At 61.9% G+C, this 14,652-nt stretch carries 13 protein-coding genes and 1 pseudogene; 6 read left to right on the top strand and 8 right to left on the bottom strand.

Annotated features, from left to right (window positions below):
* Nucleotides 1-9 precede the first annotated feature (9 nt).
* The 4 genes from lpxK to ACFY9W_RS23905 all read right to left on the bottom strand — a co-directional run bounded on the left by lpxK (nt 10) and on the right by ACFY9W_RS23905 (nt 4,486).
* Entirely contained in the window at nt 10-1,011 is a 1,002-nt protein-coding gene (gene lpxK, locus ACFY9W_RS23920; RefSeq protein WP_391135613.1) for a tetraacyldisaccharide 4'-kinase, read from the bottom strand.
* Entirely contained in the window at nt 1,011-1,445 is a 435-nt protein-coding gene (locus ACFY9W_RS23915) for a biopolymer transporter ExbD (protein WP_012271149.1), read from the bottom strand. The genes lpxK and ACFY9W_RS23915 overlap by 1 nt, the downstream gene beginning before the upstream one ends.
* Nucleotides 1,442-2,077, bottom strand: coding sequence for a MotA/TolQ/ExbB proton channel family protein (locus ACFY9W_RS23910; protein ID WP_028614013.1), 636 nt, complete (start codon nt 2,075-2,077; stop codon nt 1,442-1,444). Before ACFY9W_RS23910 ends, ACFY9W_RS23915 begins: the two co-directional genes overlap by 4 nt.
* Nucleotides 2,078-2,269: 192 nt before the next feature.
* Nucleotides 2,270-4,486: a DNA internalization-related competence protein ComEC/Rec2 gene (locus ACFY9W_RS23905; protein WP_391135609.1), complete on the bottom strand. Its 2,217-nt coding sequence runs from the start codon at nt 4,484-4,486 to the stop codon at nt 2,270-2,272.
* A gap of 141 nt (nt 4,487-4,627) precedes the next feature.
* Between ACFY9W_RS23905 and ACFY9W_RS23900 the strand changes: the two are divergent.
* Nucleotides 4,628-5,134 (top strand): annotated as a pseudogene (locus ACFY9W_RS23900) (DUF2062 domain-containing protein); the annotation flags it as partial.
* 9 nt (nt 5,135-5,143) lie between these two features.
* On the opposite strand, the gene ACFY9W_RS23895 reads toward ACFY9W_RS23900, so the two are convergent.
* The 3 genes from ACFY9W_RS23895 to ACFY9W_RS23885 all read right to left on the bottom strand — a co-directional run bounded on the left by ACFY9W_RS23895 (nt 5,144) and on the right by ACFY9W_RS23885 (nt 7,607).
* A complete protein-coding gene (locus ACFY9W_RS23895) occupies nt 5,144-5,923 on the bottom strand; it encodes an ABC transporter permease (protein ID WP_019098550.1) in 780 nt (259 codons plus the stop codon).
* Complete coding sequence (locus tag ACFY9W_RS23890) at nt 5,920-6,852, bottom strand: ABC transporter ATP-binding protein (RefSeq protein WP_019473812.1); 933 nt, start codon at nt 6,850-6,852, stop codon at nt 5,920-5,922. Before ACFY9W_RS23890 ends, ACFY9W_RS23895 begins: the two co-directional genes overlap by 4 nt.
* Nucleotides 6,853-6,983: 131 nt before the next feature.
* Complete coding sequence (locus ACFY9W_RS23885) at nt 6,984-7,607, bottom strand: glutathione S-transferase N-terminal domain-containing protein (protein WP_391135604.1); 624 nt, start codon at nt 7,605-7,607, stop codon at nt 6,984-6,986.
* Nucleotides 7,608-7,890: 283 nt separating this feature from the next.
* Here ACFY9W_RS23885 and ACFY9W_RS23880 point away from each other — a divergent pair, with 283 nt between their 5' ends.
* Nucleotides 7,891-10,338, top strand: coding sequence for an acyl-CoA dehydrogenase (locus ACFY9W_RS23880; protein ID WP_391135601.1), 2,448 nt, complete (start codon nt 7,891-7,893; stop codon nt 10,336-10,338).
* A 79-nt stretch (nt 10,339-10,417) separates the two neighbouring features.
* On the top strand, nt 10,418-10,828 hold the full coding sequence (locus tag ACFY9W_RS23875) for a PA2817 family protein (protein ID WP_391135598.1): 411 nt from the start codon (nt 10,418-10,420) through the stop codon (nt 10,826-10,828).
* A gap of 12 nt (nt 10,829-10,840) precedes the next feature.
* Here the strand turns inward: ACFY9W_RS23875 and ACFY9W_RS23870 are convergent, their stop codons facing one another.
* On the bottom strand, nt 10,841-12,493 hold the full coding sequence (locus ACFY9W_RS23870) for a hypothetical protein (RefSeq protein ID WP_391135596.1): 1,653 nt from the start codon (nt 12,491-12,493) through the stop codon (nt 10,841-10,843).
* 152 nt (nt 12,494-12,645) lie between these two features.
* Between ACFY9W_RS23870 and ACFY9W_RS23865 the strand changes: the two genes are divergently transcribed.
* The 3 genes from ACFY9W_RS23865 to ACFY9W_RS23855 all read left to right on the top strand — a co-directional run bounded on the left by ACFY9W_RS23865 (nt 12,646) and on the right by ACFY9W_RS23855 (nt 14,601).
* On the top strand, nt 12,646-13,191 hold the full coding sequence (locus ACFY9W_RS23865) for a fimbrial protein (RefSeq protein ID WP_391135593.1): 546 nt from the start codon (nt 12,646-12,648) through the stop codon (nt 13,189-13,191).
* 65 nt (nt 13,192-13,256) lie between these two features.
* A complete protein-coding gene (locus tag ACFY9W_RS23860; protein ID WP_391135590.1) occupies nt 13,257-13,982 on the top strand; it encodes a fimbria/pilus periplasmic chaperone in 726 nt (241 codons plus the stop codon).
* 79 nt (nt 13,983-14,061) lie between these two features.
* Nucleotides 14,062-14,601: a fimbrial protein gene (locus tag ACFY9W_RS23855; RefSeq protein ID WP_391135587.1), complete on the top strand. Its 540-nt coding sequence runs from the start codon at nt 14,062-14,064 to the stop codon at nt 14,599-14,601.
* Nucleotides 14,602-14,652 lie beyond the last annotated feature (51 nt).

Here is a 14,652-nt window from a genome sequence, read left to right as displayed (position 1 = left end):
AAAACGGGCTCAGGGCTTGTGCAGCAGGCGCTGCAACTGGCTGTCGAACCAGGCGCTGAAAGCCGGTGTGGGCTGCGCCTCGACGGCCAGGTACCACCAGTCGTCAGCGGCGAAGGCCCGGCATTTCACCGCATCCTTCTCGGTCATCACCAGCGGCAGCGGCGGGCTGAAGGCCAGGCTCTGGGCGCTGAACTGTGCATGGTCGGCGAAGGGGTGCGGCACCGGCTGCCAGTTTAGCCCCAGCAAGGTATTGAAGAAACGTTGCGGGTTGCCGATACCGGCCACCGCGTGCAGGCGCTGGCCTGCGGGGAAGTGGTCAAGCGCGCGGCGTTCGCCACTGCGCAGGTTGACCAGGGCGGACGGCTGCAGGCAGAAGCCAAACCCGTCGACGCGGTCTGCGCTGGCGCCATTGAACAGCACCGCATCGGCGCCCTGCAGGCGTTCGACGGGCTCTCGCAGGGGCCCTGCCGGCAGGCAGCGGCCATTGCCCAGGCCGCGGGCGGCATCGATGAGTACCAGCTCCAGGTCGCGGGCCAGCCGGTAGTGCTGCATGCCGTCGTCGCACAGGATCAGGTCGAGCGGTTCGCTGGCCAGCAACGCCTGCACGGCGCGGGAGCGGTCGGGGTCGATCATCAGCGGCACACCAGTGCGCTGCACGATCAGCAGCGGCTCGTCACCGGCCTGATCGGCAGCCTGGTCAGCCCGCACGCGCCAAGGCAACTGCGGCGGTTTGGCGCCATAGCCGCGGCTGACGACGCCTACCTTTAGCCCCTGCTGGCGGCAGTGCTCGATCAGCCAGAGAATCATTGGCGTCTTGCCGGTGCCCCCGACAGTGATGTTACCCACCACGATGACCGGCACGGGCGCCCGATAGCTGGCGCTTTCGCCACTGAGAAAGCGTGCCCGCTTGCGCATGACCACGCGGCGGTACAGCGCCTCCAGCGGGCGCAGCAACGCCAGGGCCGGGTGCCCGGCATACCAGGCAGCAAGCAAACGGTCGGCGAAAGCCATCAAGGCGTGCCCTGGGCCGCCTCGACAGTGGTCATGCGCAACTGGCTGAAACCGAGCTTGCCGGCAGCATCCATTGCAGTGACCACAGCCTGGTGCGGGGTCTTGCCGTCGGCGCTGATGGCCAGCGGCAGCTTGTTGTCGCCGCCCGACTCACGCTCGATGGCTTCGCTCAAGGTAGCCAGGTCGCTCTTGGGCAGCAGGTGATTGTTCACCGAGTACACGCCCTCGGCGCTGATTGTGATTTCCACCAGCTTGCCCTGATCGGCCGGCGCCTGTTCGGCGCTGGCAGCCTCGGGCAGTTCGACACGCAACTGAGTCTCGCGGGTAAAGGTGGTGGTGACCACGAAGAACAGCAGCAGGACGAACACCACGTCGATCAGCGACGCCAGGTTGATGTCGACGTTCTCCCGCTGGCGGTTGCGCCGGAACTTCACGCCTTGCCTCCGGCCACTTCCACTTCACGGTCGCCCTGGATCACTTCCACCAGCTTGATCGCCTCCTGCTCCATACCCACCACCAGCTCATCGATGCGGCGCAGCAGGAAGCGGTGGAAGAACACTGCCGGGATACCGACCATCAGGCCAGCTGCGGTGGTAACCAGGGCCTTGGAGATACCACCGGCCAGCACGGACGCATTGGCGGTCATCTGCGAACCCATGAAGGCGCTGAAGATGTCGATCATGCCCAGCACGGTGCCCAGCAAGCCCAGCAGCGGGGCCATGGCGGCGATGGTGCCGAGGGTGCTGATGTAGCGCTCCAGTTCGTGGATGACGCGCGAGGCGGCTTCCTCGATGCACTCTTTCATGATTTCGCGACCGTGACGCGAGTTGGCCAGGCCTGCGGCAAGGATTTCACCCAGCGGCGAATCGGCGCGCAGGGCCTTGAGCTTGTCACTGGTCAGCTGTTTGTCCTTGATCCACATCCACACCTGGCCCAGCAGGTGCGGCGGGGTGACGCGACTGGCGCGCAGGGTCCACAGGCGTTCGACGACGATAGCCATGGCAGCGATGGAACTCAGAATGATCGGCAGCATCATCCAACCACCGGACTTGACCAATTCCCACACAGTAAACGCCCCTTCGGAAAAAGGCCGCCACTCTACCATAGGCGCGCCAAGGGCTCATCTGCCGGAGGTCAGGGAATTGGCCTGCAACCTGCGCCGGCCCTTTCGCGGGCTCGCCCGCTCCCACAGGTACTGCACCGGCCTCAGGTTCAGTGCAATACCTGTGGGAGCGGGCGAGCCCGCGAAAGGGCCAGGTCAGCCACCCACGACATCCCGCCAGAATCGCCGCTGCCCGCGCATACCCTCAACCTCCCCCTGCCCACCCAACACCAGCCGCAATGCACCCTCCACAGCCGTGTCATGCATCTTCACCCCGTGCCGCCCATAACGCTCGACCACCTGCGCATGCGGGTGCCCAAAGCTGTTATTACGCCCACGCGACACCAGCACCCCGCGCGGCACCGTGGCGCCGATGAACGCCTCGCTGGACGAACTACGGCTGCCATGGTGAGGTGACTGCAACCAGTCAATCCGGGGGGAACCGGTTGCCGCCAGCCAGGCCCGTTCGGCCCCGGCTTCAATATCACCCGCCAACAGCAACCGCTCACCCTGCGCCTCGACCAGCAGCACACAGGAGCGGTCATTGCTACTCTGCCCACCCGCCCAGTGCCACAGCGAAAAACGCACGCCATCCCATTCCCATTGCTCGCCGCTGGCACAATGTTGCAGCTCAACATCGTCCAGTGCTTCGCCTCCGATCACCCGACCGACTGGCAAACCACGCTGTATGGCCGCAGCACCGCCGGCATGATCAGCATGGGCATGACTGACCAGCAGCACATCCAGGCTACCCACCCCCAACTTGCGCAAGGTCGGCAGCACCACCCGCTCCCCAAGGTCGATTTCACCTCTGGCCGGCCCGGCGTCGTACAGCACATTGTGATGCCGAGTGCGCAACAGCACCGCCAAGCCTTGGCCGACATCCAGCTGCCAGACCTCGACCTGCCCGAACGGTACCGCTTCCCGGGGGGCCCACAGGGCTAGCAGCATCACCCCACCCAACCCTCGCAGCGGTACGCCACGGGGCAGCAGCAACAGCAATGCGCCCAGGCAGACCAGCAACCATGCCCATAATGGCAAGGCCGCCGGCACCCACGCCGGCCGTTGCTGAGCCACCAGCGCCAAGCCCTGGAACAGCACATCCAACAAGCCACCTGCCAGCCACAACACCAGTTCCCCAGCCCCGCCCAGCGGCAGCAGCAACGTACCCAGCAACGCCAATGGCAACACCGCCAGGCTGATCCACGGTACCGCCACCAGGTTGGCCAGTGGCGCAGTCAGGCTCACCGGCAAGCCCACGGCCAGCAGCACCGGCAGCAAACCGATGGCAATCACCCATTGCGCGCGCGTCCAGGCTTGCCAGGGCCGCCAGCCACCCAGGCGGGCAGCGAAACAGTAGATAAGCGTGGCCACGGCGCCAAACGACAGCCAGAACCCGGGTAGCAGTGCCGCCAGCGGCTCGACCAGCAGCACGGCAACCAGCGCCAACAGCAACGGTAGAAAAGCCCCAAGATGGCGAAAGCGAAGGCGCCACAGCAGCACCACCGCCAGCATCAGGCAGGCGCGTTGCACCGGCACACCCGCACCGGCAAGCCAGCCATAGGCCAGCGCCGCCGCCATGGCCAGGCCACACGCCCAAGGCAGCCACGGCAACCGGGCGGGCCACAGCCCCCAGCGTGCCAGCCCGGCTATCAGGCCATACAGCAAACCGGCCACCAGGCCGATGTGCTGCCCGGAAATCACCAGCAGGTGCACCGTGCCGGTGGCCTGTAGTACCTGCCAGTCCTCCCGGGCCAGGCCAGCGCCGTCGCCGAGCACCAACGCAACCAGTGCTGCCTCCCGGCCGTGGGCCTCTACAGCCAGCAAGCGTTGACGCATGCTGTCACGCAAGCCACCAACAACCGGCACCAGCATTTGCCCAGCCTTGACCGAACCTGTGCCGCCCACCCGCCGCGCCAGCAACTGCGCCTCCCGATCCGGCCCATGCGGGTTCAGCAGCCCGGCCGGGCGCTGCAAAGTCACCGCCAGCCGCCACTGTTCACCCGCCCGCACTGGCGGCCCGTCGAACCAGCTCAGTTGCAGGCGTTGTGGCAGCCCGGCGCGCCGCGAGTGCGCTGCCTCCAACTCGAAGCGCACACCTTGTGCAGTTCGGACCGGCAAGCCGACCACCCGCCCCTCCAGCCACAACGTGCGGCCATCAAGTGCGGGAGCAAGGCGATCATCCAGCGCCCCTTGTGCAGACCAGCACGCCCAGCACAAACCCAGCAAAAAAATGCCCAGCGGCCACAACCGGGTAAACAGGCTACCGACGGCGCAGCCAGCCAGCAGCACCAGCCATCCGACCGATGGCAATGTGGGGAGAAAACCCAGGCACAACAGCCCGAGTGCGAGCGCAAACATCCCTGTGCGCATGAGGTAGAGCTCCAGAAGCGAAATCACCTCTGAGGCATAGCCCAATTATCGGCAAAGCTTGCTCAACAATTGTCACAAACTCTAAACGAGGCTGAACCCGAATCAGGGCATACTGCCCCGATCAACGCTCCGGGAGCCTACATGCCGCGCCGACTTTTCAAACGCTACATGCCGGACCCGACCAGCATTCGGGAACACAAGTCCTTACGCTTTTTCGGCAAGTTGCTGCACGACCCGAACCTGTGGCACCTGAACCGCCATTCGGTGGCGCGGGCCATGGGCGTGGGCCTGTTCGCGGCGCTGATCCCGATGCCGGCACAAATGCTACTGGCGGCCGCGCTGGCGATTCCGGTACGCGGCAACCTGCCAATCGCCGTCAGCCTGGTGTGGCTGACCAACCCGCTGACCATGCCGCCGGTGTTCTTCGTCACCTACATGACCGGCGCCTGGCTGATGCAGGTGCCGCCACGCACCCTGCCCGACGAACTGACCTTCCAGTGGATCACCGACCAGCTGTCGACGCTGTGGCAGCCCTTCCTGCTCGGCTCGGTGGTGTGCGGCGTGGTACTGGGAATAGCGGGCTACTTTGCCACCATGCTCTACTGGCGCTGGTGGGTGGGCCGGCAATGGCGCCGCCGCCAATGCCGTTGCAAGGCCTCAGGCCCGCATGCCGCGGCCGCTGACCAACAGGCGAACACACACACCATAGAGCACCGCGGTGGCGACCAGCATGAAGGTAATCGCCGTGCCGATGCTGATGTCCGACACCCCTAGGATGCCGTAGCGGAACGAGTTGACCATGTGTAGCACCGGGTTGGCCAGCGACACGGTCTGCCAGAACGGCGGCAGCAGGTTGATCGAGTAGAACACCCCGCCCAGGTAGGTCAGCGGCGTCAGCACGAAGGTGGGAATGATCGAAATATCGTCGAAGTTGCGCGCAAACACCGCGTTGACGAAGCCCAGCAGCGAGAAAATGGTGGCAGTCAGCAGCACCACGACCACCGTCACACCCAAGTGATGCACCTGAAGGTCGGTAAAGAACATCGACAGGATGGTCACGATCACCCCCACCGCCAACCCGCGCAACACACCGCCCAGCACATAGCCGACCAGAATGGTGTGCGGCGATACCGGCGACACCATCAGCTCTTCGATCGAGCGCTGGAACTTGCTGCCGAAGAAGCTCGACACCACGTTGCCGTAGGAGTTGGTGATCACCGACATCATGATCAGCCCCGGCACGATGTACTGCATGTAGGTGAAACCACCCATGTCGCCGATCTGCCGGCCGATCAGGTTACCGAAGATGACGAAGTACAGAACCATGGTGATGGCTGGCGGCAGCAGGGTCTGCGGCCAGATGCGCAGAAAGCGCCGTACTTCGCGGTAGACGATGGTGTTAAGGGCGACCCAGTTGGTGCGCAGTTCCACACTCATACGGCCACCTTCGACAGGTTTTTTTCCACCAGGGACACGAACAGCTCCTCGAGTCGGTTGGTCTTGTTGCGCAGGCTCTGCACCTCGATGTTCTGCAGCGCCAGCTGGCCGAACAGCGCGGTAATACCGATATCCTTTTCCACTTGCACCTCAAGGGTGTGCGGGGTCAGCAGCCGGCACGGGTAGCCTTGCAGTACCGGCGCACTGGCCAGGTCCTGCTTGATGTCGAGCACGAAGGTTTCGACATGCAGCTTGCCCAGCAGCTGGCGCATGCTGGTGTTTTCGACGATGGTGCCGTGGTCGATGATGCCGATGTTACGGCACAGCTGCTCAGCCTCTTCCAGGTAGTGGGTGGTGAGGATGATGGTGATGCCCTTCTGGTTCAGCTCGGTGAGGAAGCTCCACATCGAACGGCGCAGCTCGATGTCCACGCCGGCGGTGGGCTCGTCGAGGATGAGCAAGCGTGGCTCGTGGATCAGCGCACGGGCGATCATCAAGCGGCGTTTCATGCCGCCAGAAAGCGAACGCGACTGCACATCACGCTTGTCCCACAGGCCCAACTGCGTCAGGTACTGCTCGGCGCGCTCCTTGGCCAGCTTGGGCGGAATGCCGTAGTAGCCGGCCTGGGTCACGACGATGTCGAAGGTTTTCTCGAACTGGTTGAAGTTGAATTCCTGCGGCACCACGCCCAGGCAGCGCTTGAGCGCCGAAGGCTCGCGGTCCAGGTCGTGGCCAAACACATTGACCGTGCCGCTGGTCTTGTTTACCAGGGTAGAGAGGATGCCGATGGTGGTGGACTTGCCGGCGCCGTTAGGGCCGAGCAAGGCGAAGAAGTCGCCTTCGGCAACGTCCAGATCGATCCCTTTGAGGGCCTGGAAACCATTGCCGTAGGTTTTGGTCAGCTGTCGAATGGACAGGGCAGAACTCATAGCGGGTCACGTACCGAGTGAAAGGTCAGGACACGCCAGGGCAGATCACTGGCGCAGTGAGTGCGGCCATGGTGCAAGGCCAGGCCGCACAAGTACAGTCACATCTATTGATAATGACTATCGAAGAAGGCTCAGGTGAGCGCGGTCATCACCGCAGCCTGATAGGCCGGGCGCGCTTTCAACCGCTCATACCAGGCTTCAAGGTGATACATCGCCGGGCGCTCGATGGGCATTTCGAACCAGGCGTAGATGAAGCTACCCAGTGGGATGTCGCCCATGCCGATCTGGTCACCGGAAAGGTAAGGCTGTTTGGCCAGGGTTTCGTCGGCGATGGCCAGCAACTGGGCGCACTGTTTGTGCGCGGCATTGATTGCCACCCAGTCGCGCTGGTCTTCCGGGGTGCGCAGCAGGCCCCAGAACAGCGGGCGGAACGGTGCGGCGAACGACGAGGTGGTCCAGTCCATCCACTTGTCGGCCAAGGCGCGCTGGCGCGGGTCTTCCAGATACCAGCCCTGCTCTGTGCCGTACTCGGCGCACAGGTAGCGGACGATGGTGTTGGACTCCCACAGTGTCAGGTCTCCGTCTTCAAGCATCGGTACCAAGCCATTGGGGTTGCGGGCGCGGTAGTGCGGCTCGTTGACCACGCCGAAGGCGCCACCGGCGTCGATGGACTCGAAGTCCAGGCCCAGTTCGTGGGCGACCCACAGCGCCTTGCGCACATTGCTCGAATTCTTGCGGCCCCAGATCTTCAGCATGGCAACGTCCTTATGAATGCGGAGGTTGCACAGTCTACTCCAGAGTTTTGTCGCCTGTACTGGCCTCTTCGCGGGCGCGCCCGCTCCCACAGGTGCCTCACCAGTCTCGAACCCTGTGACATCCCTGTGGGAGCGGGCGTGCCCGCGAAGAGGCCGGCACAGGCTGAAAATATCCTGAAACTCCCACCGCCACACCCTGTCACTGTTCTGACCCTGCCGTTCACAGCGTTGCGTCTAAGCTATCCGGGACGGCTCAAGCCCTTGGTTCCAAGGAGGACCGATTATGTTGCTGTTGTGGTTGATAGTGCTGGTGATCGGCGCGGCTTACCTCACGCACCGGCGCCTGGCGCCCTTGCAGATTCTCGGCATCATGGCGGCCTACGTACTGCTGATGGGCATTTTCAGCAGCGCCCCCGGCTGGCTGCTGGCCCTGATCTGGATCGTATTGGCGCTGAAAATAGCCCTGGTGGCGCTACCGGAATGGCGCCGCAAGGTCTTCACCGGGCCAGTATTCAACTGGTTCCAGCGTACCCTGCCGCCGATGTCACAGACCGAGCGCGAAGCCATCGAAGCCGGCACCGTCTGGTGGGATGGTGAGCTGTTCAGCGGCCGCCCCGACTGGCGCATCCTGCTCGACTACCCGGCGCCGAAACTCACCGAAGAGGAACAGGCCTTCATCGATGGCCCCACTGAAGAACTCTGCGCCATGGTAAGCGACTGGCAGATCGGCCAGGACCTCGATCTGCCGCCCGAAGCCTGGGCGTACATCAAGCAGAACGGCTTCTTCGCCCTGATCATCCCCAAGGAATACGGCGGCAAGGGCTTCTCTGCCTACGCCCACTCCCAGGTGGCGATGAAACTGGCCACCCGCAGCGGCGACCTGGCGTCCACGGTGATGGTGCCGAACTCCCTGGGCCCGGCAGAATTACTGCTGCATTACGGCACCGACGAACAACGCAACCACTACCTGCCACGCTTGGCCCGTGGCGAGGAAATCCCCTGCTTCGCCCTCACCGGCCCGCTGGCCGGCTCCGACGCAGGTGCCATGCCAGACACCGGCATCATTTGCAAAGGCCAATGGAACGGTGAAGAAGTTATCGGCCTGCGCCTGAACTGGGAAAAGCGCTACATCACCCTCGGCCCGGTCGCCACCCTGCTGGGCCTGGCGTTCAAGGCTTACGACCCTGACCACCTGCTGGGTGAAGAGGAAGAACTGGGCATCAGTCTGGCGCTGATCCCCACAGACACGCCCGGTGTGGAAATCGGCAAGCGCCACCTGCCGCTGGGCGCTGCCTTCATGAACGGCCCCAACAGTGGCAAGGACGTATTCGTGCCACTGGACTTCCTGATAGGCGGCCACGCCATGCTCGGCAAAGGCTGGATGATGCTGATGAACTGCCTGTCGGTGGGCCGCTCGATCTCCCTGCCCGCCGTAGGCACCGGGGCCGCCAAATACACCAGCCTGGTCACCGGCCAGTACGCCAACATCCGCGAGCAATTCAACGTGCCACTGGCAGCCTTCGAAGGCATCCAGGAATCGCTGGCACGCATCGGCGGCAATGCCTGGCTGATGGACAGCGCCCGCCTGCTGACCGCCAAGGCCGTGGACCTGGGCGAGAAACCTTCGGTGCTGTCTGCGATTCTCAAGTACCACCTCACCGAGCGCGGCCGCGAATGCATTCAGCACGCCATGGACGTGCACGGTGGCAAGGGCATCATCATGGGCCCGAACAATTACCTGGGGCGCAACTGGCAAGGGGCGCCGATATTCATCACCGTCGAAGGCGCCAACATCCTCTCGCGCAACCTGATGATCTTCGGCCAGGGTGCCATCCGCTGCCACCCGTTCGTGCTCAAGGAAATGGCCTTGGCTGGCCGTGCAGACCACGACCAGGCGCTGAAGGAATTCGACGACCTGCTGATGAAGCACATCATGTTCGCTGCCGGCAACGCGGCGAGCACACTGGTGTTCAACCTTGGGCTGGGCCGACTGGAGAATGTGCCGGGTGATGCCTTGAGCCAAGTCTACTTCCGCGCCCTCAACCGCCAGGCATCAGCCTTTGCCCTGCTGGCCGACCTGTCGATGATGCTACTGGGCGGCGCGCTCAAACGCCGCGAACGCCTGAGCGCGCGGCTGGGCGACGTGCTGAGCTACCTGTACCTGTCCAGCGCCGCGCTCAAGCGCTACCACGACCTCGGTTCAGCGAAGCACATGCAGCCTCTGCTGCGCTGGGCCATGGAAGAAAGCCTGGGCCAGGCGGAAAAGGCCCTCGACCGGTTGCTGGACAATTTCCCCAACCGCTTCATCGGCTGCGCCCTGCGCGTGCTGGTGTTCCCGTTCGGCCGTCGTCATACCGGCCCAAGCGATGAACTGGACGCCGAGGTAGCAGCGCTGATTGGGCGTAGCAAAGGCGACCCAGCGCTGGAGGAGTTGCTTGCCGGTTGCTTCAGGCCACAAACCGATGGAGATCCAGTGGCGGCACTGCAACGGGCCTGCGACTTGCTGGAGGAAGCAGCACCCTTGCACGAGGCGCTGCATCAGGCGATCAAGGAAGGCAAGGTACTGCCGGCAACAGGGGTGTCGGCAATCGATGCCGCAGTGCAGGCCGGTGCGCTTCAACCAGGTGAAGGCCTGAAGCTGCACGAGGCCGAAAAAGCCCGCAGGGCCGTGATTGATGTGGACGCCTTCAACAAAGCGCAATTGCTGCCCGAGCACGGCAAGGTACGCTGAAACAAGGGGGCCGTTTTGCGGCCCCCTCCCTACCGGCGTATACTCCGCGCCCGTTTCAACCACCCCGAGGACCATCCCCATGGCCACCCCCCACCTGCAATACCACCTGCAACTGCTGAACCACCTGCGCACCATCCTGGTGGCCCTGGGTGACGCCGAGCAGGTACCGGAGGAAAGCCACGCCCTGTTCCTGGAGCGCTTCGACGAACTGCTGACCCTGCTGCCGCAGGACCCACTGCAAAGCCAGTATCTGGGCCAGGACCTGACCTGTCAGGTGATCCAGCGCTACCCACAGATCGCTCACCTGGTACCCCGCGATTTGCTGTGGTTCTTCGGTGGTGACTGCCTGCATTACATGCCTGACGAAGAGCTGGACCTTTACCAGCAACTCGAGGAGCGTCGCTACGAAGCCGAGCGCAATGACGAGCCGTTCGACTGGCACCAGGAAAAGCAGCTGCTGGCCCAGACACCGCCTTCGACCCGCCACTGACCGGGGCATAGCTCAACGCGAGTAGTAATCGACCAGCGTGTCGATATCGAGCATCGGCATCGCAATGATCGTCAGCCCCCAGCGCCATTCATCCAGGCTGGACGTGTCCACCCCCATGACGACAGAGTAAGGGCTCGGGTTGTTTGCGGCCGGCTTGAAAACGCCTGAAGCAACCGAGCCATTGCCCGCAACTACCTGCCAGGATACCCGCGAGTCTGCAACCGCTTTTTCCTCTTGATCGAGGTTGAGGTAAAACAGTGAAAGCTTGAGGCCGCCGACGTGCCTGGCAACCCGGATAAAGTGCGTCGGGTGTACCCAGCGAATCACAAACGTAGCATAGGCCGCTTGCCCCCCTGCAGTTACCTTGATGATATCTGTGGCGGTCGGGGTAGCCAGCGACGCGCGATAGGCGGCAGGTATGAACGTGTCCCCGCCTTCATTGAAACGCACTGCCGGTTTCATTTTTTGCGGCGGCTTGTAGTGGTGCTTGCCGTCCTGCAGCAGCAGCTCGCCACGCAGTGTGCCTTCCGCACCCCAGGTTGCCTGCGCCCCTGCTGGCATCAGCTGGAGCTCTTCCAGCTTGCCTCCACCATCGCAAAAACTGATCAGGGGAGAGCACTGCAGTGGCTGTGCCTGGGTAGTGGCCTTGGTTTGTTCCGTCGCAGAGTCAGAAAGAACGTACCCACCGACGTAGTATACCATCGGAGGCGTGTACCCTCCCACCGTCCACTTCATTGACTTGCTGGGCGCGTACAGGCCAACTACCCAGTCTTTATCCAATGGCGGCACTTGGGTCAAGGTGATCGGGAATGCCACGATATGAAAACCGACTGCCGAATCTACGTATGCTGGCGCCTGAATTGGATCTGATTGGGCAGATCCCTGAGCAGGCTGGTTGAAAACCTGGGGCCGTATCTGCGAATCGTCATAGTTGAAATAAACCCACACGTCGCCAAGAAAAACAGACCTTGGCCCTGACAAGGTTGCGACCTTCATTCGTTTCAACGGCTCGTAGTGCTGCTTGAAACGGTCGGCACTCAATCGGTCATTTTCAATTACGTAAGTAGCAGGTTGCGCCCAGTGCACCCGAACCTCACTGCCTTCTCCTTTGTGGTACTCCAGATGGCTGCTGTCAAGGTTAAGGGTGACCTCAAGCACCTTGCCAACGCTGGCGTCCGACTGCTCGATTTTCACAGCCTGGCGTGCATTCATGCCATTGGGTTTACTCAACGCCAGCCGCAGGTCGGTCAGCAGGTTCTTGTACAGTTTCAATTTTTGCCCTGACGTATCGAACTGCAACTTTGGGTAGCCCAGATTCACCAGGCTAAGCTCCCAAGTCGTTCTGTTCATCTCGCGTTCGGCAACCACCAACTCACCCTCGCCTACATCATGACCACTGCGTGCATAGCGCTCGGCCCATAAGCTGTTCAGCTGCGATACATCGTTATAGCCAATGACGAGCAACACCGAACCCTCTGCGGCTGCCGATGCGTCCAAAACTTCTGTTCCCGCAGGCTCATTGCTTTCTTTCTTTTTCTCCGTACTCATGACTTCACTCTCCCACCAACAAAGCACTGATTTGCCCATAACCAGGCCGCGTTGAACACTGGCATTTTTGCCAGTTGCCGGGCGTGAAGAAACGACCCACTCTTGAAGCAGAATCATGCATTAGGATTTTACCAAACACTTATCAGTATTTTCCTACATGCGATTATTACCTGACGACCTAATCTTTTCTTCACCTGCCGTCCAGTTGTTCGGCAGAAATCCATAGGCCGAAATACCCTGCCTACAACTGTTCCACAGTGGAGTTCAACATGAAGAAGAAGCTTATCCCGCTTGCCATCCTGCTTGGCCTTGCCAGCAATGCAGCATTCGCCAATACCGGTTCGATCAACTTCTACGGCCAGGTGCACGCCGGCACTTGCCCGATCGAAATCATCGACCCGTCGACCGGCCTGCCGGTAGCCCGTATCAACATGGGCAACGTCAGCGTTTCGCAGTTCGCGGCCATAGGCGATGAAGCTGCGTCGCGCGCCTTCGGCATGCGTGTCACCCCAGGTGGTGGTTGCGTCGTCACCCCCGGCAGCAGTGCCAAGGTGACCTTCACTGCCGCCTATGGCGGCGCAGGTACAGGTGGTGCGCTGTATGCACTGGAGCCAGGTGGGGCAAACGACCTGGCCTTGATCATCAAGGACAATGCCGGCACACAGATAGACAACGCCACGCCTTCCAAAGATTACCCACTGGATAACGTCAACCCCACCACCATGATTTTCTCTGCGGCCTATAAGTCCATTGGGGCCGCCGTCACCCCCGGTACAGCCAATACCGATGTGCAGTTTCTTGTCGACATCCCGTGAGAAAGCACCTCAGGCGAGCTGACGCCGCCTGAGGTTTCCTCATTCCATTCAAAAGGTATCGCCAGATGAAGATTCACCTGCGCCGCCTTGCCTTGGGTATTTGCCTCGCGGGCATGATGCAAACTGCTCAGGCAGCGCTGACCGTCAATACCACGCGAATCGTGTTCGACAGCGACAAACGCAGCACCTCCGTAGTGATCGCCAACCCCAGCCCCCGCCCCTACGCGGTGCAAAGCTGGGTCAACACCGCAAAGGACGACACCGATACAGCCGTCCCCCTGGCAACCTCGCCCGGGTTATTCCGCCTGGACCCCGGCAAAGAGCAAATGGTGCAGATCAGCCGCCTGCCCAATAAGTTGCCCGAGGATCGGGAAACGCTGTTCTACCTGAATGTTCAGGAGATCCCCGAAGCAACGCCGGAGGATGTCAACGTACTCAATGTTGCACTGCGTACGCGCCTGAAGCTTTTCTATCGCCCCAAAGAATTGAAAGACCGGCCCGCGGACCGCATTGGCGAGCTGAAGTGGTCCGTGCGCCAAGGCCCTGGGCGTGTCGAACTCGTGGTACACAACCCAACGCCCTACCATTACACGTTCGGCCGCCTGGAAGTCAGCGCTGCTGGTAGAACGGAAGCGATCCAGGCAATGGCCATGGCGCCGCCATTTGGCCTGCAGGTATATGAACTGGCCCAGATCAAAACGCTCAATGGCTTGCAGTTGACCTTTACCACCATCAATGACTACGGGGTCGCTACCCCGCCGATGCAAAAAGCACTGTCGAGCCAGCCCTGAGCCCGCCCCAGCGTCACATCCGATCGAGCCCCTACGGGCTCGTTTGCTATTGCTACTTACCTTTAACAGGACACTTTTTATGAAGCCCTTAGTCGTTGCCATTGGACTTGCCATGGTCAGCCAACAAGCGCTTGCAAACACGGGTTCGATCAGCTTCTTTGGCCAGGTCCACAGCGGGACCTGTGCAATTGAAGTCATCGACCCTTCGACCGGCCTGCCCGCCAGCAGAATCTACATGGGCAACGTGAGCGCTGCCCAGTTCAAGCAGCCAGATGATGAGGCTGCAAACCGCGCCTTTGGTTTGCGCCTTACCCCCGGTAGAGGCTGCATACTAGTCCCCGGTGCCAATGCCAGCGTAACCTTTACCGGAAATTACGGCGGCGCCGGCGCCAGCGGCACCCTGTACGCTTTGGAGCCAGGTGGCGCCACGGGGTTGGCCTTGATCATCAAGGACAATGTGGGTACGCCCGTAGACAACGGGATCGCCTCCAAGCAGTACCCCCTGCATGACAGCAAACCTACCGACATGTTGTTTTCTGCTGCTTACAAAGCAATCGCTACACAGGTAACCGCTGGTTCCGCTAACAGTGATGTGCAGTTCAGGGTGGACATACCGTAAGTAAGCATCGCAAAAAAAATCGGGCCTCACGGCCCGATCTTCATTGCATGT

The organism is Pseudomonas sp. NPDC008258, assembly GCF_042956345.1.
In the GTDB taxonomy this organism is placed as follows: domain Bacteria; phylum Pseudomonadota; class Gammaproteobacteria; order Pseudomonadales; family Pseudomonadaceae; genus Aquipseudomonas.
The sequence above is the reverse complement of the archived record's forward strand: the minus strand, read 5'-3'. Positions and strand labels throughout refer to the sequence as shown.